Genomic DNA, 19,241 nt, shown 5'->3' with positions numbered 1-19,241 from the left:
TTGCGACGATGCGGGCGGTCCAACCACCCGAGAAAGAGTGAGGCCATCGAATGCGAGATTACCCAGCCGCAATGGGGTTGACTGAGGGGCATGTCTGATGCGACCTGGACGGCCGACGTCGTGGTGGTCGGAGCCGGCTTCGCCGGCCTCTCCGCCGCCCGTGAGTTGAGCCGACTCGGACACGACGTGCTGGTGCTGGAAGGCCGTGATCGGGTTGGCGGACGGTCGTATACCGGCCACATCGCCGGCATCCCGGTCGACATGGGCGGCACCTTCGTGGGCCCGACGCAGGACGCGGTGCTGAAATTGGCCGCCGATCTGGGCATCACAACCGTTCCGACATACCACGACGGCGCCAACCTGATTCGCTGGCGAGGCGCGGTGCGCTCGTATAGCGGCACCATCCCGCGGCTGTCCCTGAGCGGCCTCCTCGATCTCGCCCGCGTGCGTTGGCAATTCGAGCGCATCGCCCGGACCGTGCCGCTGGGTGAGCCGTGGACGGCCCGCCGCGCGGCCGCGTTGGATGGCCAGTCGCTGGGCCAGTGGCTACGGTCGGTGCGGGCCGGCGCCACGACCCGAGATCTGTTGGCGATCATGGCCCGGGTGACCTGGGGTTGCGAACCCGACGACGTGTCCATGCTGCACGCCGCCCGCTATGTCCGCGCGGCCGGCGGGCTGGATCGAATGCTCGACGTCGAAAATGGCGCGCAGCAGGACCGATTTGCGGCAGGCACGCAGTCCATCGCCAATGCCGCGGCGGCCGATCTCGGCGACCGAGTGGTGCTCCAGGCAGCGGTCCGACGCATCGAACACGACGGCGGCTGTGTAACAGTGGTCAGCGAAAAAGGCTCCGCGGAGGCGAAATTCGTGATCGTCGCCGTACCGCCGGAGCATTGGAGCCGCATCGAATTCAGCCCGGCGCTGCCTGCCGAACACGGCCAATTGCCCATCCACTGGCCTCAGGGTCGACTCAGCAAGGCCTACGTCGCCTACCCCACGCCGTTCTGGCGCGCCAAAGGGTTCTCCGGCGAATCGCTGTCCGACCAGGGCCCGGTGTTCATCACCTTCGACGTCAGCCCCGACCCGGGCGGGCCCGGAATCCTGCTCGGCTTCGTCGATTCCCGCAGCTTCGACGCGCTACCGGCCGGCCAGCGTCGCGAACGGGCGCTGGAGTGCTTCGCGGCATTGTTCGGCGACGAGGCGCTCACCCCGATCGACTACGTCGACCACCGTTGGGGTGCAGAAGAGTTCGCGCCCGGAGGTCCCACCGCCGCGGTGCCACCGGGCACCTGGACCCGCTTCGGGCCGCTGCTGCGGCGCCCGGTCGGGCCCATTCACTGGGCGGGTACCGAGACCGCCGACGAGTGGACCGGCTTTCTCGACGGCGCGGTCCGTTCTGGACAACGCGCCGCCGGCGAAGTCGCGGTACGGCTACAGGGCGTGCCGCAGAGCCACTGACTCGGCTAGTGCCCTCAGTTCGCGGTTGATCTCCCGCGGCCGCTCCAGCATCGAGCAGTGACCACCGGGTAATTCCACCAGCCCAACCAAATTCGGTGCGGCGGCCGCGATTCGGCGGGACTGGATCATCGGCGTCAGACGATCCCGTTGGCTGCCGATGACCAGCGTCGGCACCGTCAATCCGGTGAGGTCGATGTGTCGCCGGCCCATCGCACCGACGAGCGCCTTTCCGCAGCCGCCCCGCCCGCCGGGCGAGGTGGCGTTGAACAACTCGTAGATCAGTGACCCGACCGCGCGGTCCGCGTCGGCACCGACGGCCAGCATCGACACTATTTCGCGGCTGAGCCGACCCACCCCGGGCGGCACCACGAACGAACCGAAGAGGTTGATTAGCGTCCGCCCACCGAAGATCCGGGCCGCCGCCAGCGCCGGCGGCACCGACAGCAGGCGCACCTCGCGAAGCAAGTCACCGGTGGTGGTGTTGATCAGCGCCACGGCGTCCGCGCGCGACCGAACACGGTGCCGATAGTGGTCCGACCATGCTGCGATCGCCATGCCACCCATCGAATGGCCCGCGACGACGGCACGCTCACCTGGCCTCAGCGTGGCGTCGAGGACCGCGTCGACATCGGCGGCCAAATGGCTCAGGCTGTACCCACCGCGGCGCGGGCGTCCGCTGCGACCATGCCCGCGATGGTCGAACGCGATCACGCGATATTCCGTCGCGAGATCGGCAATCTGATAGGCCCACACTCGGATCGCGCAGGTGATGCCGTGCGCAAGCACGATTGGATAACCGTCCTCGGGCCCGAAAACTTCGGTGTGCAATCGGGTTCCGTCGGCGGATCGTACCGGCACGGTGCGGCTCGGGGGCAAAGCTACGGGCAGGGATTGCCGCGCACGTGCCGTTCGCAGAGAACTCATGGCGCTCCCGTCATGCGCGGCGACGTCGCCCCGCCCGGAGAGCGTATCCGAGGCGCACCGCTGATGTCTGTCGAAACTGACCCTGGCGACATTTTTCCCGAGCGGCTGCTTCGCTGCGGTTTGTCGTCCAGGGTTTAACGAGGTGTCCCCAGCGGTATGCCCGCTGCTATCGCGCGGTAGACATCCGATTTTGAAACGTCGTGGTGTGCGACCGCCATAGACTCACATCAGCAGGCAAATCGGCAACCGAGGAGCGGAGAGAACATGAGCACCATCGAGGCGGATGCAGCGACGCATACCTCGTCCGAGCAGGATTCGCAGCGAACCTTCGAGAGCGATGTGGCCGCGACGCAGGCCTACATGAGCAGCCCTCGCTTCGAAGGGATAACTCGCCTGTACTCCGCCCGCCAGGTCGTCGAGCAACGCGGCACCATCCCGTCGGACTACATCGTGGCACGGGAGGCTGCCGAGGCGTTTTATCCGCGGCTACGTGAGCTGTTCGCCCAGAAGAAGAGCATCACCACCTTCGGCCCGTACTCCCCCGGCCAGGCCGTGACGATGAAGCGGATGGGCATCGAGGGGATCTACCTCGGTGGCTGGGCGACCTCGGCCAAAGGCTCGAGCAGCGAGGACCCGGGTCCCGACCTGGCGAGTTACCCGCTCAGCCAGGTGCCCGACGAGGCGGCCGGCTTGGTCCGCGCGCTGCTGACCGCCGACCGCAACCAGCAGTACCTGCGCCTGCGGATGAGCGACGAACAGCGCCAACGCACGCCGGCGGTCGACTATCGGCCGTTCATCATCGCCGACGCTGACACCGGCCACGGCGGCGATCCACACGTGCGGAACCTGATCAAGCGGTTCGTCGAGGCAGGCGTGCCGGGTTACCACATCGAAGACCAGCGACCGGGCACCAAGAAGTGTGGTCACCAGGGCGGCAAGGTCTTGGTGCCGTCGGACGAGCAGATCAAGCGGCTCAACACGGCGCGTTTCCAGCTCGACATCATGGGTGTGCCGGGCATCATCGTGGCCCGTACCGACGCGGAGGCGGCCAACCTGCTCGACAGCCGCGCCGACGAGCGCGATCAGCCCTTCCTGTTGGGCACCACGAATCTCAAGATTCCGTCGTACAAGGCGTGCTTCCTGGCGATGGTCCGCCGCTTCTACGAATCCGGCTTCAAAGAGCTCAACGGGCACCTGCTCTACGCACTTCCCGAGGAGCAGTATGCGGCGGCCGATTCGTGGCTGGAGCGAGCTGGCATCGTCGCCTTGATCTCGAAGGCGGCGGCGTCACCCGACCATGCTCAACAGTCGATCGACGCGGTGTTCGACGAGATCGAGTCGAAGTTCGTCGACGCCTGGCAGCTCGACGCGGGCTTGATGACCTACGGCGAAGCGGTCGCCGAACTCCTCGAATTCAATGAGAGTGACGGCGAATCAAGCGACATGAGCGCCGACGAGTGGCGCGCGTTCGCGCAACGCGCTCCGCTCTTCACCGCACAGCAGAAGGCGAAGGAATTGGGCCTCAACGTCGCATGGGACTGTGAGCTGGCCAAGACGCCCGAGGGCTACTACCAGATTCGCGGCGGCATTCCCTATGCGATCGCCAAATCGCTTGCGGCAGCTCCCTTTGCCGACCTGTTGTGGATGGAGACCAAGACAGCCGATCTGGTCGACGCGCGCGAGTTCGCCGAGGCGATCCACGCGGTCTACCCGGACCAGATGCTGGCCTACAACCTCTCGCCATCGTTTAACTGGGACACCACCGGCATGACCGACGACGAGATGCGGGCGTTCCCCGAGGAACTCGGCAAGATGGGCTTCGTCTTCAACTTCATCACCTACGGCGGTCACCAGATCGACGGTGTGGCCTCCGAGGAGTTCGCTACGTCGCTGCGCCAGGAGGGCATGCTCGCCTTGGCCCGCCTGCAGCGCAAGATGCGTCTGGTCGAATCTCCTTATCGCACACCGCAAACGCTCGTCGGCGGCCCGCGCAGCGATGCCGCGCTCGCCGCGTCGTCAGGTCGGACCGCGACCACGAAGGCGATGGGCGAAGGGTCCACCCAGCACCAGCACCTGGTGCAGACCGAGGTGCCAAAGAAGCTGCTGGAAGAGTGGCTGGCGCTGTGGGGTGACCACTACAAGATCGGCGAGACACTGACGGTGCGACTGCGTCCCCGACGGGCCGGCTCCGACGTCCTCGACCTCGGCATCTACGGCGACGACGCCGACGAGCCGCTGGCCAATGTGGTCGTCGACCCGATTAAGGATCGGCATGGACGCAACATCCTCACGGTGCGCGATCAGAACACGTTCGCCGAGAAGATGCGCCAGAAGCGACTGATGGACGTCATCCATCTGTGGCTGATCCACCGGTTCAAGCCCGAGATCGTGTACTACGTGACGCCGACCGAGGACAACATCTACCAGACCGAGAAGATGAAGTCGCACGGCATTTTCAGCAACGTGTATCAGGAAGTCGGCGAGATCATCGTCGCCGACGTGAACCAGCAGCGCATTGACGAGCTGCTGTCCCCAGATCGCGAGGCGCTGAAAAAGCTGATCGCCAAGCAGGATTAGCCGCGACCAAAGCCGATCAGTGATCGGTGCGCGGAGGCGGCTTCACCTCGACGCCGCCGCCCTTGTGCTCGGGACCCGACGCTGGGTGTTCGGCCGGGACTCGTTCGCGGAACTTGCTCGCCTCACTCGACTCGTGGCGAGGAACGGGACGCTTCTCGGCGCGATAGGGCCCCGGCTTCGGTCGGGGCTTCCCGCCGGGAAAGGCCAGGCGAAATATAGTGCGGTGCACCGTGAACCATTGCCTCGAGAAGCGTCCGCTGTTGTAAGGCAGCTCGTAACGCTCGCAGATGTCCTTGATCTTGGGTGCGATCTCGGAGTACCGGCTCGACGGCATGTCCGGATATAGATGGTGCTCGACTTGGTAACCGAGGTTGCCGCTGATGACGTGAAACAGTGGGCTGCCGTCGATGTTGGCCGCGCCGACCAACTGCCGCAGATACCACTCGGCGCGTGTTTCGTTCTCGACTTCCTCCTGGCTGAAAGTGTAGGTCTGGTCGGGGAAATGCCCGCAGAAGATGATGGCGTGTGCCCACACATTGCGGATGATGTTGGCCAGCGCATTGGCGCCCAGAGTGCGCAGGAACGTGCTTTCCACGCCCGGGGCGACCCGGTCGAGGAAGTCCGCGGTCGCACCTAGCCGTCCCTTGCTCGATACGCGGCGCAACCGCCGGCCGATTCGGGAGGTCGCCGGCTGATCGAGCCGGCCACGTAAGGCCAACTGGGCCAGCGCGAAGGCACCTGCGCTGATCGTCGGCCATCCGAGATAGTCCTTCTTGATCTGCGAACGCGCCTTGACGCCAATGTCTTTCAAGTCCTTGCGGACCTCAGACCACGGCTTCTCGTGGGCCCGTATCGCCTCGATGTCCATGTCGTGGACCGCCACGCCCCATTCGAAAAGCAACGTGAGGAGCAGGTTATAGAGCGGTTGGCCGAGAAACCTCGGCTCCCACTTCTGGTGGGGATCGATCCGCATGATTTCGTAGCCGAGATCTTTGTCTTTGCCGCGAATGTTGGTATAGGTGTGATGAATGAAGTTGTGTGAGTGCTTCCACGACTCCGCACTAGAGGCGGTATCCCAGTCCCAGACCGATGAGTGAATGGCGGGGTCATTCATCCAATCCCATTGGCCGTGCATGACATTGTGCCCGATCTCCATGTTCTCCAAGATCTTGGCCATGCCCAGACATGCGGTTCCCAGAAGCCACGCTGTCTTGGATCGCGAGCCCAACAACAAGATCCGGCCCGCGACCACGATCTGGCGCTGAACCGTGATGACTCTCTTGATGTACGCGCGATCACGGTCGCCGAGGTCCGCGAACACTTCGTCGTGAATCGCGTCCAGTTCCTTGCCCAGTTTTTCGCGCTCTTGTTCTCCGAGATGGGCGAATGGGGTCTGGGTAGCTTGCAGAGTTGACGTCATGAGTGTTCCTATCGATCAGAGTTCGAGTTCGACGTTGCCTTCGGCGGCGTTGATACAGATCCGCACTTCCTGCTCGGTGGGTTCGGTGACCTCACCCGAGCGCAGGTCGCGCAGCTTGCCGGCCTTCACCGTGCCTACGCACGTGTGACAGATCCCGATTCGGCAACCGAACGCAAGCTCCAGGCCTGCGTCCTCGCCGGCTTGCAAAATGGATGTGCCGCCGTCACATTCGACGGTTTTGTCGCTTTTGAGGAAGTGGACTTCGCCGCCCTCGCCGTCGCCGGCGCCCCCGCCGATCTTCGGCTGGAAGCGCTCGAAGTGCAGGCGGTCCGGGTCGCCGTTTTTCTCCCAGTGCTCGACGAGTGCGTCCAGCATCTCCTCCGGACCCGAGCAGAACGCTTCGCGCTCACGCCAATCCGGACACTCGTCATCCAGGTCGCCGGGCTCGAGCCTGCCGCGATCCCCGGTGAGCCGGATGTCCAGCCGCATATGCTCGTGCCGGCTATTGATGTCTTCGAGAACGGGCAGAAACATCACCTGCTCGCGGGTGCGCGCGGAATGGATGTGCACGACGTCGCCGAGCTCCCCGCGATGATCCAGACTGCGCAGCATGCTCATGATCGGCGTGATACCGCTGCCGGCGCTGATGAACAACATTTTGGCAGGTAGCGGATCCGGAAGGGTAAATACTCCCTCGATTTCGCCGAGTCGCACGATCTCGCCGGGCCGGATCTGCTCGACCAGGTAGGGCGACACCACACCGCCGTCGACTTTCTTGGGTGTGACGCTGATCAGACCGTCCTCGGGCACCGGGTCGGAGGTGAGCGAATATGCACGCCAGTGATACACACCGTCGATGACGACGCCGAGGCGCACATATTGACCGGGCTTGTGACCTGGCCACTCATAGCCCGGTTTGATCAGCACGCTGGCGGCTTCGGATCCCTGCGGCTCGACACGCTCGACTTCTCCGCGTAGCTCCTTCGTCGTCCAGAGCGGGTTGATCATCTCGAGGTAATCGTCGGGCTCTAGCGGTTTGAACAACAGGCGGACAGCGCGCAGAAACAACCGGCGTCCGCGTGGGACCTGCGGCTCTGCTCCCCGTTCAGCCATGCGTTTCACAGTACACAGATGTGCACCCATATCAAGTGCTGATTGCTGAAAATACCCGTTTTACAGCAGCGACGTCAATTAACGCCACAGAAAAACTAGCGAACGAGCGTTCACGGTAAGTGCATTGTCGAACTTCGGGAGCGAGGCTCCGCTGCACTAGACAGGGACGTGCCCGATATTCGCCGCGGGCAAACCTCAGGCACGCGACGAATTCCGTTTGACGTGAGTAAATTAGCGCCGGCCACGGGAGAGGCGAACCCTCCGTGGACGGCGTCGGTCACGTGCCGACCAGTTCGGGATGGAACTTCGCCGCCATCCGGCGAAGTCCGTCCCGCCAGTCGACGGCGCTGGCGCCGACCAGCTCGTGCATCCGGGACGCATCAGTCGGGTTGCCGCGCAGTGCTTGCGGGCTTTCTTCGAACACGGGTTCCTTACCGACGAGGGCGCCCAGATAACGGCACCAGTCCTGCAGGCTGACGGTCTGGTCTCCGCACCAGTTGACGGTGACCGCAGGCACCGACGCGGCAGCCAGCAGCTTCGGGATCGTCGCGATGATGTCTTCTTCGTGAATGGGGTTGTAGCTGGCCGGAACTCCGGCGGGCACCGGGATCGGGATGCCGGCCAGCATCATCTCCATGTGGTAGAACGGCCATCCCCCGTTGTCCCCGTAGGGGACGTTGAGTCGGGCAATAACGGTCGGAATGCCGAGGGCGCGAGCCATGCTGCGGGCAACCACCTCGCCGGCAATCTTGGAGATCGAATAGGTCGGGAACAGCGGCTTGTGGTTGTCGCCCAACGCCGATCGCTCGGTTCGCGGCTCGTCATCCGGGGGGTCGTAGACGGCGGCCGACGAACAGTGCAGGAATGCCTTGGCGGCGCGGCAGTGCGCCATCAGCAGGCCTACCGACTCGGCATTAGCACCGAGGTCCTTGTCCCAGTCGCCACTCTTGGCCACGGCGAGGTTGAGAACATAATCGAAATCGGTTGGCAAAACGTCGAATTCGCCGGCGGCCAGGTTGACCTTCTCACAATGCACACCCGCGTCCTCCAGGTCTGCACGAGCCGCGCCATTGGTGAAGCGAGCGATTCCCCACACTTCATTGTCGGCCGCCAGGGCCTTCGCGATGGGAACCGCAACCTGACCGGTCGGACCGGTGATCAGGATTTTCGAGCCATGCATGAACTTCTCCTCTGTCAAGCCGATGGCGAACTCGTACGGTTGCGCCCATTGGTCAAAACAGCGACCGCTCCCAGTAGCGTCGCACCGAGAATCGCTGCGGCGAAAACGATTGTCAGCGGCGCGGCAGCGGATACCACAACCGCGACAACCCAGCCAACGCATCCACCGATCACCGCGACCGCGGCGATCTCCGGCCAGCGATAGCCGTGGATCCACCGGAAGGCGAGCAGCGGCGCCAGCAGGGTCATCGAGCCGACGAGCGCCATCACCGCCGCGCAGACCGTCCTCGGCGCCGTGAAGTGCGTCCCCAAGGTGCTCGCTACGCTCAGCGCCCCCAGCGGCGCGGCCAGCAGGCTGGTCTGTAACACACTGAGCCAGTTCGCTGTTCGAGCATTGGCTGCCGACAGCTGCTGGAGGCGCAGTTCGGTCAGCTTCTGCGCCTCACCGACCCGTTCGCGACAGGACTGCAAGTACGCGATCTCGTGACCGGCTTGGTTGTCTAGCCATTCGGCGAGTTTCAGCTCGCGGCCGAAAAGCGATAGCTCGTTCACGGCGCTGTCGATCTGCGCCGGCTGGTTGGCGCGCAAGTTGTGCGCGGCGATTTCTACGGTCTGTCGCAAGTCTCGGAGGTGGGTGATCGAGATCAGCAGTCCGGCCGCATCACCCTGCGCTCGTCCCAGTCGGCTTTGGGCGTCGATGAGTTCGTCGGCCGCAGCGCCCGTAGCCTCGAAGCGCTGGTGCAGTGCGAACAACTCGGCAAGACCGTCGTCCAACGCCCGCTCCTGCCGACGCAGCTCGTCGATGTCCTGCCTGAACACGGTCGCCTCGTACCGAAGCTTGCTGGCGTGCATGAAGTAGCGCACCAGCTGTCCAGCGTCGTCCCGGGCGCTGCTGATCGAACACCACGACTGCGCGGTGGCAGCGGCGGAGTCGACGGCGATCACGACAGCTCGCGAGCCCCATCGAAACTCCTTGATCCACAACGCGACTCCCGGCTCCACCAGAGCCGATGACTCGAACCCTGATCCGCCGTGGACGGTGAGGACGTCGCGGATGGTCGACTCGGGCGCGCCAGGCAGTTCCGACGCCGATCCCGTTGTGCTACCGAAGAACAACTCGACACAGCCCATCACGTCGTCGTATTCGTCGGGATCGAAAGCGTTGCGCCAGCTTTCGGACAGGCCGACCCAGCCATCACCTGTGCCGCTGGCCGACAGTGTCGGGTGCAGCCGAATGACGATCCCCGCCACATCATGGGCGTTGAACGCTATCGCGCTGTCACATCCTTCGGAGCCGGCCTTCCCGGCAACGACGCGAAAGAACACATCCTCGCTCGACACCTCGTCCGGTAAATCGGTCGGGATGTCGGGGTCGATGGGTTCCGAGATGCCCAACTTCTCCGCAGCCTCCCATGCGGCCGCCAAACCCTCGGAGCCATAATATTTTTCAGGCTTAAGCCGGACGAAGATCAGCACATGCAACGCCGGATCGGTGATTGCCACTGTCACCTTCGGCCGCCCTTGTCGACGAGCCGGTCGACAGTTCGATTGGCAAGCTCAACAAGCTCATTGGGCGCAAAGGTGGCGGCGAGGCGCTCCGGCCGCGCAATTGGCTCAGCCGCGAGGTGCATGGGCGGCGGGTAGGCCGTGCGAGATCGCCGACGCATCAGCACAATGACGACAGCGATCACCGCCCCCGCAACGGCAAGTAGACCGACAGCAACGAAAACGCCCGTTCCCCCGCCAGCCTGGGTCGGCGTGTCGGTGGAGGTCACCGAGGTAGGTGCGGCGGACCGTGACGGCGACGGAGCCCGGGTAGCGGGACCCGCCGCGTTGTGCGTCGAAGTCATCAGGCTCAAGATCCCGAATGCCAGGAGCAATGCGATGGCTAGGACTCCGCCACCCAGCCAGATCCAGCGCCGGGTTGAGCGCGACGCGGTCGATTGCGGATACCCCATCGACGGCGGGGCGCCGTAGCCGGCGGCTTGCGGCAGGTAGTTCGTTGGCGGCGGACCACCGTAGTCCGTGGACGGCTGCTGCGGCGGGTAGCTCATCGAGGGCGGCGGAGCGCCGTGGCCGGAGGCTTGCGGCGGGTAGCCCATGAAAGGCGGTGGGGCGCCGCCGGGCTGCGGTGGGTCGACGACCGGAGAAGCGCCGGTCGGGCAATCATCGTCGAGAATCGGCGGACTCAGACCGATTCGGTGGAGCTCGTCGAGTGCATATCCCAGCGCGTCCGCATTGTCGGTGTCGACGGCATGGTCGACGGCCGACAACGCACGTTCGACGGCCGGCCAACGCTCAGGCGGCAGAGTGACTCTACTGACGCTGCTCAGCGTCAAGGCAGTCTGTTCAACCAAATCGGGCGGCAAGCCTCCTGCCATGGCGGGATATTACGTCCGAGCTCTGGTGTCCACACGTGAAAAGCACCAGCGGACGTTTGTCTCCGGGAATCTCCGCTAACCGGGAACAAGGAAGTACACCGGTCGGTTTACAATCGCTGTAAGCACCCCGACGCTGAAGGAGCCACCCCATGTCCACCGTCCTTGTCACCGGAGCAGGCCGCGGTATCGGCCGCGCAATCACCGAAGAATTCATCCGGCGCGGTCACCGCGTCATCGGCACCGCGCGCAATCCCGCTTCGTTGGACGGGCTCGACGTGGCCCAACGGCTGTCCCTCGACGTCACTGACGACGCCAGCGTGCGAGCCGCGTTCGAAGCCGCCGGCGACGTAGACATCGTCATCGTCAACCCGGCTGAGATCTTCTACGCCGCGGTCGAGGCCATTCCACTCGAGGAATTGCAGCGGTTGTTCAGCGTCAACACTGTGGGCGCCCTGCGCGTAGCGCAGGCCGCGCTGCCCGGGATGCGTGCGCGCGGCGATGGCAAGCTGCTGTTCATGTCCAGCGTCCTCGGGCGCGTCGTATTGCCGACCGGCGCCGCCTACGCAGCGACCAAGTGGGCGCTCGAAGCGCTTGTCGAAGCCCTCGCGATCGAGGTGGCGCCGTTCGGGATTCAGCCCAGCTTGCTTGAACCGGGCGCGGTGAGTTCCGGAGCACTCGACAACGTCACGAGCTACACGCTGCCCGATGACCCTTACGCCCACCTGAAGGGTGACGAAGACGTGCGTCGCTCGATCATCACCCCGCAGCAGGTGGCCAGCGAGATCGCCGATGCCGCGGAGAAGCCGGAATTACCCCTGCGGATTCCGATCGGCGACCCGGCCCGGGCGCTGCTGGCCGCGCGCCGGGCGGCACCCGACGACGTTCCCTTCGCCTGACCAGCCCGGGCCGATCGCAAGCACGGCGCAGCCGGGCGCAGCGGGTCGGCCTAACAGCCCGGGCCGATCGCAAGCACGGCGCAGCCGGGCGCAGCGGGTCGGCCTGACAGCCCGGGCCGATCGCAAGCACGGCGCAGCCGGGCGCAGCGGGTCGGCCTGACAGGTAGGGCCCTTAAGGCCGCATCTCGTAGGCGCCGTCGTAGGCCCGGACCTGCTCCCACACCCGGTCGAACCGTGCGGAGTCGGTCACGGGCCTGCGTACGGCGCCTAGCGCCCAATCCTGTTGCGCCGAATTAGCACTCGCCTTGCCGTGCAGAGCGACGGCGTATTGCGAGAAGTCGCGAATCTGGACTTCGAAAATCTGATCCAGCAGATCGGATTCGAGCCCGATCAGATCCGCTTGCTCAAGGATCAACTGCCCGTACACCACCAGTGTGAACAGGTGGCCGACCACGAGCAGGAAGTCGAGGTCTTTCATCTGTTCGGGGTCCGGCGCGGCGGTCAGCAGCAAGGCTTTGAGCGCACGCGCCTGTTGGTAGAAAACGCCAACGTTCGGAATCTGAGCGTGCTGCTCGTAAACCCTTGTCCAGTCGGCGAATTGAACCTTCGACGCGCCGCGGGCCGGGCCTTGCGCCCAGAAGAACGTGTCATCGGCGGGATCGTTGCGGGTGCCGATCTCGGGATATTCCGCCGGGTTCAACATGAAGTTGGGCATGAATTTCAGGATCTGCGCCACATTGACGTGGACAGTGCCTTCCAGTCGCGGCAGCGCGCCGATCAGTCGCGCCACTTCGCAGAAGTAGGTGTTCTTCTCGAAACCCTTGGCGGCCAATACATCCCACCACAGCGTCACCACGGTCTCGCCCTCGGACGTCACCTTCGACTTGGTCACCGGGTTGAACAGCAAGTAGCGCCGATCGTCGAGGCTCGCGCTACGGAAGTAGTCGATGGCCCGATCGCTGAACAGCTTCATCGCGATGATGCGGGCATAGGCCTCGACGAAGCTGGCGCGCACGTGCGGGAAGTCGGTGACCGGGTTGCCGTACAGGATGCGGTTGTTGGCGTGCGTGATCGCCTCGTAGAACGCGTGCTCGCACATGCCGATCGAGCCGGAGCACAGGTTGAATTTGCCGACGTTGACGGTGTTCAGCGCGGCCGAGAATGCTTCTGGCCCGGTGCACAGAATGTCTTCTTCGTGCACCGGGTAGTCGTTGAGCCGGAAGTTGCTGACGAACATCTGGCCGTGCACGACGTTGCCGATCAATTCGTAGTTCTCGTGGGCGCTGTCGGCGACGAACCAGACGTAGCCGTCGGCCCCGTCGATGTCGGTACGGCGGGAGAACACCGACACCATGCCTGCGACGTTGCCGTTGCCGATGTAGTACTTCTCCCCCGACGCACGGAAGACCACTCCGTCGTCGTCGTCGGGTTTGGCGGGGGTCAGCAAGAGGTCGGTGTTGTAGATGTCGGCGCCGTGCTCGCGTTCCGAAAGCGCGAAGGCCATCACTCCGCCGGCCTCGAGCTGCGCGGCTGCCCGCTCCTTGGCCTTGATGTTGTCGCTCTGCCAGATCGGCCCCAGACCGAGGATCGTCACCTGTTCGGCATACCAATAGGACAGCCCGTAGAACCCGAAGATCTCGCTCAGTGCGGCGTTACGGGAAGTGTCCCACCGTTTGTTGGGGTCACCGCCGCTGTACTCCGACGGCGTCAGGAAGGTCGCGAAGATCTTTTCCTGCTTGATGAAGTCCAAGAAGTCCGACACCCAGGTCGCCTCGAGGTCGTCGCGCAGCAGCCTGGCCTTCCCTCGACCCTCGAACCAGTCGATCACCGCACGTAGCTGGCGTTTGGTTTCGGCATCGAAGTGCGCGGGGTCGTAGGTGTTCGGATCGAAAAGCAGTCCCATGGGCGTCGAATCTAGCTTTGTACATCTCGAGAAGCTAACGATTCCGTGATCGTGCGGCGTGGGTGCGGGATCTTCTCGGTCGCCGATGGTGCCGTGGAGACTTATGTCCTCTTACCTGCCTTGCACTCGACGTATCGCCGTCGCCGCGGCGGCGTGCTGGACGCTGGTCGCGATCGGCACACCGCTGGCCGTTGCCGACCCGGCCACCGATGCCCTCGGCTTCGTTGACTCCAGCGCGCGTTGCACCTCGCCCAACACCGCAGTCGCCTTCGGGAGCACCGCCGAATCGCGCGTGGCGATCTGTAAAAGCCCGGCCGGCCAACTCGGCTATCACGGCGTCCGGATCAGTGACGGCGCGAAACTGGTCGCATCGGCAACCGAGTCCGCGGACGGCAGCTACGTCGCCAAGCAGGACGGGGTCACCTACACGGTGACATCGAGCGCGCTGGTGGTCAGCGACGCCAACGGGGTGATCCGCCGCGAACCGATGACGTCGTTCCACGGGCCCAAGACCGGGCCGGTTCAGCAGACGCCGGCGGCCGCACCGAGTCCGTCGGCCGTGGCCAGTCCCAGTCCGACGAAACCGTTGCCACCGCCGCTGCCCGCCGAGGTCGGCGGAAAGCATTAGCCCGCAACCGAAATCAACTGGCTGACCGTATAGCTGTCGATGCCCTCGACGCCGAGCTTGCGGCCATAACCGCTGTTCTTGACGCCGCCGAAGGGCGCTGCGGGATCCATGGTCTAGCCCTCGTTGACGCCGAACCGGTCACGACCGCCGTCTGCACCAGTCAAATCCACGTTCCTGAGCGACCGCCCAAACCAGACATCCCTATCGCCCGGTGTCGATCACGGTCAGGCTCCGTCGGCCTCCTGCTCGCCATCAGTGCGGAGCGCGAAACGCGAAAGCCGACAACGGACGGCGGACGAGCGGCGCACCCACATGGCTTGACCAGGGTGCGCAGACAGTGCGACTATGGCACGCCTGTTGGGCGGTCGCTCAATTGGTCTGGACGCCGGCAATATCTGGAGACAACATGACCGCATCCGCGCGACCAAAGGCTCGCGACTCCACGACGCGCGACCTGCTGATCGCCGCTACCAGCCAGATCATGGTCGAGGAGGGTTACGCCGCAGCCACCTCGCGCCGGGTCGCCGCGCAGGCGGGCGTCAAACCTGCCTTGGTGCACTACTACTTCCCCACCATGGACGATCTGTATTTGGCGGTCTTCCGGGTCGGCGCGACGGTCTATCTGGATCGCCAACAGAAGGCACTTGCCTCCGACCGCCCGCTGCACGCGTTCTGGGATACCCTCACCGCGCCCAAGGACACTCGCCTGCTCCTAGAGTTCATGGGACTTGCCAACCACCGCAAAGAAATTCGCGCCGAGATCGCGACATGGTCGGAGCGCTGGCGCGAGCAACAGATCACCGCGCTGAATTTCGTTGTCCGCGAGCACGACCTCGACACCGATCAGTACCCGCCGGCGGCGCTCGCCGTGATCATCGCCGCGATCGGCCGCTCGCTGATCCTCGAGCAAGGACTCGGCACCGCCGGCGGTCACGACGAGGCGATCGCTCTGGTCCATCGATTCCTGGACAAATTCGAGATGCCCGAACCCAAGGGCCGTCGCGGCGCCGGCTAGTCTCGGCGAAGGCCGGTCAGGACAGCACGATCCGGAGCTTCTCCCAACCGCGCACGGTCGACGTCGACGCGAGTTGCGCTGTGTCGTAGTCGATGCCCCATTCCGGCCAGCGGTTCAGCATCTCGTCGAGCGCGACGCGACCCTCCAACCGCGCCAGGTTGGCGCCCAGGCAGTAGTGCACGCCTTTGCCGAACGTGATGTGCGAGATGTTGTCGCGGTGGATGTTGAAGATGCCCGGGTCGGTGTACCGGCGCGGGTCGCGGTTGGCGGCACCGAAGAGCAAGAGCATCGCGCTACCGGCCGGGACGGTGGTGCCGTAGAGCTCGAAATCGCTTGCCATCCAACGGGCGACGTGCGGTCCGGTCGGCTCGAAGCGCAGTGTCTCGTCGACGGTCCGGTTCAACAGCGATCGGTCCTGTTCGATCTCCCGGCGCTGCTCGGGATGCTCAGCCAGCACCTTGGCCAGCCACCCGATCAGCCGGCCGGTCGTCTCGTTGCCGGCACCCGCGACCACTTGGGTGTAGTGCAGCACCTCTTTGCGGGTCAGCTTTCGGCGCACGCCGTTCTCGTCGTCGAACTCGACGTTGAGCAGCGTGGTCATCAGATCGTCGGATGGGTTCTTCGACCGCCATTCGACGTAGTCGGCGTAGATCCGGCCGTCGGCAATGGAATCGGCGTCAGCGACCTTGAGCGGCGCGCCCGGCTTGGTGCGCAGGTTTGCGTCGTTGGCGTCGCGCACCGAAATCTGCTCGGACTCCGGAATCCCCAGCAGCATTCCGATGACGCGCATCGGCATCATCGAGGCGAGTTCGGCGATGATGTCGAACCCGTCCGACCCGACCAGCGGGTCGAGGCATCCTACGCAGTAGGCCCGAATCCGGTCCTCGATCTCGGCCATCCGTCGTGGCGTGAACACCCGCGACATCAGGCCGCGCAGCATTGTGTGCTCCGGCGGGTCCTGAAACATCATGACTCCGCGCGGCATGTCGAATGTCGACTTGACCAGCTCAAGGATGTCGCTGCGACGGCTCGAGAAGACCTCCCAGTTTGACAGGGCCTTCTCGACGTCTGAATGCCGTGAGATGGCCCAGAAGTCGTACTGCTCGTTGTAGTACAGCGGAGCCTCGTCACGCAGGCGGGCGTACGTCGGATACGGATCGGTGTTGATCCCGACGTCGTAGGGGTCGTAGTAGACGTCCGTGTCGTTGGTCAGAGTCATCGATTCGTCAGCCTCCGTCGACGAATTTGGGCGATCGCCCAAATCTGGGCGCACGCCATGTCTAGCAGGCAGGTGCGAAGCCCGTCAAGGGTTGGCGGCAGTCACGAATAGTCAAACGCCAAGCGGGTACACCGGTGCGACGTCCGCAAAGCGGCCGGGCCATCTAACCTGTCATCAGGCGTCCGTCCAAGGAAACGTGAGGGCACAGCATGAACACCATCGGTAAGACATCGGCGACCGCCGCCGCGGCCGTCGTGCTGTCACTGTCGAGCACCGCGATCGCGCACGCCACCGACCCGACCTACTTCTACAACAGCGACAACAGCATGCAGGTCAGCTACGGCGAGGGCGGTGGGGCGATCTTCGCGACCATTACCGACCTGCGAAACCCGCCGGGTGCTATCGAGGTCTGCCAGTATCACGCGGTGGGAGTCCAGGGCACGCCCGCACTTCCCTACATCCGCCAAACGACGCTCAACGGTCCGAACCCCTCACCGCCGATCACGATCATCTTTCAGCAACTCGGCGGGCACTACGCCGTGGACGTGAGTTGCCAGGGCACCGGCAATTCGGCGGCATTTTCGCCGGTCATTTACTGACCCCGACAAGCCTGGCCGAATTTGACACTTAATGCCTGACCAGGCATTAAGGTGCACCTCGTGAGTGCAAGCCGGTCGACCGACGGACGGGGCCGCTGGTTAGCCTTCGGGGCGACGCTCGCCGTTGCCGCCGGGATGATCTACGCCCAGAACACCGAGACGCCGTGCTGTGACCGCAAGCCGGTCGCGGCGGCGCCCAGCGCCAGCCCGGTCGCCCATCAACAACCGTCGCCCACCGCACCGCCGTCCCCGGCGCCGCCGCTGCGGCTGGCCAGTCCTGCCGAGATGAAATCGCTGACGGCCGACGCGCCCGTCGCGGCGCAAAGTTTCACGTTCGCGCTGCCGGCCGGCGTCGCTCCCGAGAACGGTCTACAGGTCAAGACGATCTGGGCGGCCCGCGCCATCAGCCTGCTGTTTCCCCAGATCACCACGATCGGCGGGTACCGCCAGGACGCATTGCGCTGGCACCCCAGCGGGCTGGCCATTGACGTGATGATCCCGAATCACAACTCCCCTGAAGGCATCGAGCTCGGCGACCAGATCGCCGGGTACGCGCTGGCCAACGCCAAACGGTGGGGTATCGACCACATCATCTGGCGACAAAAGATCTATCCCGGCGTGGGCAAGCCGAGCTGGACCGCGAACATGGGCAACGAGACCGCCAACCACTACGACCACGTCCATATCGCGACCGACGGTGGTGGCTATCCGACCGGTCACGAGACCTACTCGATCGGGTCGATGACACCGACGCCACCGGCCTGATCGACCACCCCGACAACGGCTGCGCGGCCGGTAAGCTGGCGCCGTCAGTTCCACAGAGCAATGGAGAAACATGAAACGTCCGGACTTCCGCGTCTTGCGTGTGGCGGCTTTCGGCATTCCGGCGGCGGCGATGATCCTGGCCGCACCGTTGGCTCACGCACAGACTGACATCGAGGACCACTGCAAAGCCCAAGGCGGTACTTACACCCAGAGCCAGGTGAGCGCGCACTTCGGGCAGGATGCGCAGTTGCAGGAAACCTGCACCATCGGCAACAAGAGCACGACCTGGACCAACGGCGTGCAAGGCCCGACATACGGCGGCTGAGCCACCTGGGAGACCTCGGTGGGACGAGTCGACGGCAAAGTCGCACTGATCACGGGCGGAGCCCGCGGCATGGGCGCCGAGCACGCTCGCTTGTTGATCACCGAAGGAGCCAAGGTCGTCGTAGCGGACATCCTCGACGACGACGGTGACGCTGTCGCAACGGAACTCGGCGACGACGCGCACTATCTACATCTCGACGTCACCCAGCCCGAGCAGTGGACCGCTGCGGTCACCGAGACCGTTCGCCGATTCGGGCGGCTCAACGTGCTGGTCAACAACGCGGGCGTGGCGGGCCGCAAGACTGTGCGCAAGTTCGAGCTCGAACGCTGGCGACACACCTTGGACGTGAATCTGACCGGCACCTTCCTGGGCACTCAGGCCGTCGTCGACCCGATGATCGACGCCGGCGGAGGCTCGATCATCAACGTCTCGTCGATCGAAGGCTTGCGCGGCGCGCCCTTTGCGCATGCCTACGTCGCGTCGAAGTGGGCGGTGCGCGGACTAACCAAATCGACGGCTCTCGAACTCGGGCGCTACAACATCAGGGTCAACTCGATCCACCCCGGATTGGTGCGGACTCCGATGACCGCCCACTTCCCCGATGACATCGTCAAGTCGGCGCTCGGCCGTCCCGCTGAGCCGATCGAGGTTTCACATTTCGTGCTGTTCTTGGCCAGCGACGAGTCGTCGTACTCGACCGGCGCGGAGTTCGTCGTCGACGGCGGAGTCACCGCCGACACCCCCAGGAAAGATGTGACCTAGCAACCCTTCGTCCCGGATGCGGAAAGCCGCCCGGCGTGCGTGAATGGTGGCATCCCGCCGCGGCGCGGTTCAGTCAA

The 19,241-nt window shown here is 64.6% G+C and carries 17 protein-coding genes and 1 pseudogene; 9 read left to right on the top strand and 9 right to left on the bottom strand.

The genetic code is table 11. From position 1 onward, the window contains the following. The first annotated feature begins 90 nt into the window (after positions 1-90). Positions 91-1,458 (top strand): flavin monoamine oxidase family protein, encoded by a 1,368-nt coding sequence (locus MKK62_RS16895; RefSeq protein WP_240258736.1) that lies wholly within the window; start codon positions 91-93, stop codon positions 1,456-1,458. Here MKK62_RS16895 and MKK62_RS16890 read toward each other — a convergent pair. Then, entirely contained in the window at positions 1,432-2,382 is a 951-nt protein-coding gene (locus MKK62_RS16890; RefSeq protein WP_240258737.1) for an alpha/beta fold hydrolase, read from the bottom strand. The two genes, MKK62_RS16895 and MKK62_RS16890, sit on opposite strands and share 27 nt — an antisense overlap. 264 nt (positions 2,383-2,646) lie before the next feature. Between MKK62_RS16890 and aceA the strand changes: the two genes are divergently transcribed. Beyond that, positions 2,647-4,959: an isocitrate lyase ICL2 gene (aceA, locus tag MKK62_RS16885; protein ID WP_240258738.1), complete on the top strand. Its 2,313-nt coding sequence runs from the start codon at positions 2,647-2,649 to the stop codon at positions 4,957-4,959. A 16-nt stretch (positions 4,960-4,975) separates the two neighbouring features. Here the strand turns inward: aceA and MKK62_RS16880 are convergent, their stop codons facing one another. From MKK62_RS16880 to MKK62_RS16860, 5 genes are all read right to left on the bottom strand, one after another. Continuing rightward, positions 4,976-6,379 (bottom strand): fatty acid desaturase family protein, encoded by a 1,404-nt coding sequence (locus tag MKK62_RS16880; protein WP_240258739.1) that lies wholly within the window; start codon positions 6,377-6,379, stop codon positions 4,976-4,978. 15 nt (positions 6,380-6,394) lie between these two features. Next, positions 6,395-7,492: a ferredoxin reductase gene (locus tag MKK62_RS16875; protein ID WP_240258740.1), complete on the bottom strand. Its 1,098-nt coding sequence runs from the start codon at positions 7,490-7,492 to the stop codon at positions 6,395-6,397. 277 nt (positions 7,493-7,769) lie between these two features. Beyond that, positions 7,770-8,672, bottom strand: a complete 903-nt coding sequence (locus tag MKK62_RS16870; protein ID WP_240258741.1) for an NAD-dependent epimerase/dehydratase family protein — start codon at positions 8,670-8,672, stop codon at positions 7,770-7,772. Between the two features lie 14 nt (positions 8,673-8,686). Next, on the bottom strand, positions 8,687-10,174 hold the full coding sequence (locus tag MKK62_RS16865) for a CATRA conflict system CASPASE/TPR repeat-associated protein (RefSeq protein ID WP_240258742.1): 1,488 nt from the start codon (positions 10,172-10,174) through the stop codon (positions 8,687-8,689). Positions 10,175-10,176: 2 nt separating this feature from the next. Continuing rightward, positions 10,177-11,052 (bottom strand): CATRA system-associated protein, encoded by an 876-nt coding sequence (locus MKK62_RS16860; protein ID WP_240258743.1) that lies wholly within the window; start codon positions 11,050-11,052, stop codon positions 10,177-10,179. Positions 11,053-11,201: 149 nt separating this feature from the next. On the opposite strand from MKK62_RS16860, the gene MKK62_RS16855 reads away from it, so the two are divergent. After that, a complete protein-coding gene (locus MKK62_RS16855) occupies positions 11,202-11,948 on the top strand; it encodes an SDR family oxidoreductase (protein ID WP_240258744.1) in 747 nt (248 codons plus the stop codon). A 172-nt stretch (positions 11,949-12,120) separates the two neighbouring features. Here MKK62_RS16855 and MKK62_RS16850 read toward each other — a convergent pair whose 3' ends face one another. Further along, positions 12,121-13,851 (bottom strand): acyl-CoA dehydrogenase family protein, encoded by a 1,731-nt coding sequence (locus MKK62_RS16850; RefSeq protein ID WP_240258745.1) that lies wholly within the window; start codon positions 13,849-13,851, stop codon positions 12,121-12,123. Between the two features lie 103 nt (positions 13,852-13,954). On the opposite strand from MKK62_RS16850, the gene MKK62_RS16845 reads away from it, so the two are divergent. Next, entirely contained in the window at positions 13,955-14,479 is a 525-nt protein-coding gene (locus MKK62_RS16845; RefSeq protein ID WP_240258746.1) for a hypothetical protein, read from the top strand. Here the strand turns inward: MKK62_RS16845 and MKK62_RS16840 are convergent. Then, a pseudogene (locus MKK62_RS16840) lies at positions 14,476-14,613 on the bottom strand (aldehyde dehydrogenase family protein); the annotation flags it as partial. The gene MKK62_RS16845 and the pseudogene MKK62_RS16840 sit on opposite strands and share 4 nt — an antisense overlap. Before the next feature lie 272 nt (positions 14,614-14,885). Here MKK62_RS16840 and MKK62_RS16835 point away from each other — a divergent pair. Continuing rightward, on the top strand, positions 14,886-15,494 hold the full coding sequence (locus MKK62_RS16835; RefSeq protein WP_240258747.1) for a TetR/AcrR family transcriptional regulator: 609 nt from the start codon (positions 14,886-14,888) through the stop codon (positions 15,492-15,494). A 16-nt stretch (positions 15,495-15,510) separates the two neighbouring features. On the opposite strand, the gene MKK62_RS16830 is transcribed toward MKK62_RS16835, so the two are convergent. Continuing rightward, positions 15,511-16,713 (bottom strand): cytochrome P450, encoded by a 1,203-nt coding sequence (locus tag MKK62_RS16830; protein ID WP_240258748.1) that lies wholly within the window; start codon positions 16,711-16,713, stop codon positions 15,511-15,513. Between the two features lie 209 nt (positions 16,714-16,922). On the opposite strand from MKK62_RS16830, the gene MKK62_RS16825 reads away from it, so the two are divergent. The 4 genes from MKK62_RS16825 to MKK62_RS16810 all read left to right on the top strand — a co-directional run bounded on the left by MKK62_RS16825 (position 16,923) and on the right by MKK62_RS16810 (position 19,164). Beyond that, a complete protein-coding gene (locus MKK62_RS16825; protein ID WP_240258749.1) occupies positions 16,923-17,312 on the top strand; it encodes a hypothetical protein in 390 nt (129 codons plus the stop codon). Between the two features lie 45 nt (positions 17,313-17,357). Then, on the top strand, positions 17,358-18,077 hold the full coding sequence (locus MKK62_RS16820) for a VldE C-terminal domain-containing protein (RefSeq protein WP_434085097.1): 720 nt from the start codon (positions 17,358-17,360) through the stop codon (positions 18,075-18,077). A gap of 70 nt (positions 18,078-18,147) precedes the next feature. Beyond that, on the top strand, positions 18,148-18,402 hold the full coding sequence (locus tag MKK62_RS16815) for a hypothetical protein (protein ID WP_240258751.1): 255 nt from the start codon (positions 18,148-18,150) through the stop codon (positions 18,400-18,402). Positions 18,403-18,420: 18 nt separating this feature from the next. Next, the gene (locus MKK62_RS16810) at positions 18,421-19,164 is read left to right on the top strand and encodes a glucose 1-dehydrogenase (protein ID WP_240258752.1); all 744 of its coding nucleotides are present in this window, start codon (positions 18,421-18,423) and stop codon (positions 19,162-19,164) included. Positions 19,165-19,241 lie beyond the last annotated feature (77 nt).

Origin of the sequence: Mycobacterium paraterrae, assembly GCF_022430545.2 — a bacterium.
GTDB lineage: Bacteria > Actinomycetota > Actinomycetes > Mycobacteriales > Mycobacteriaceae > Mycobacterium > Mycobacterium paraterrae.
The sequence above is the reverse complement of the archived record's forward strand: the minus strand, read 5'-3'. Positions and strand labels throughout refer to the sequence as shown.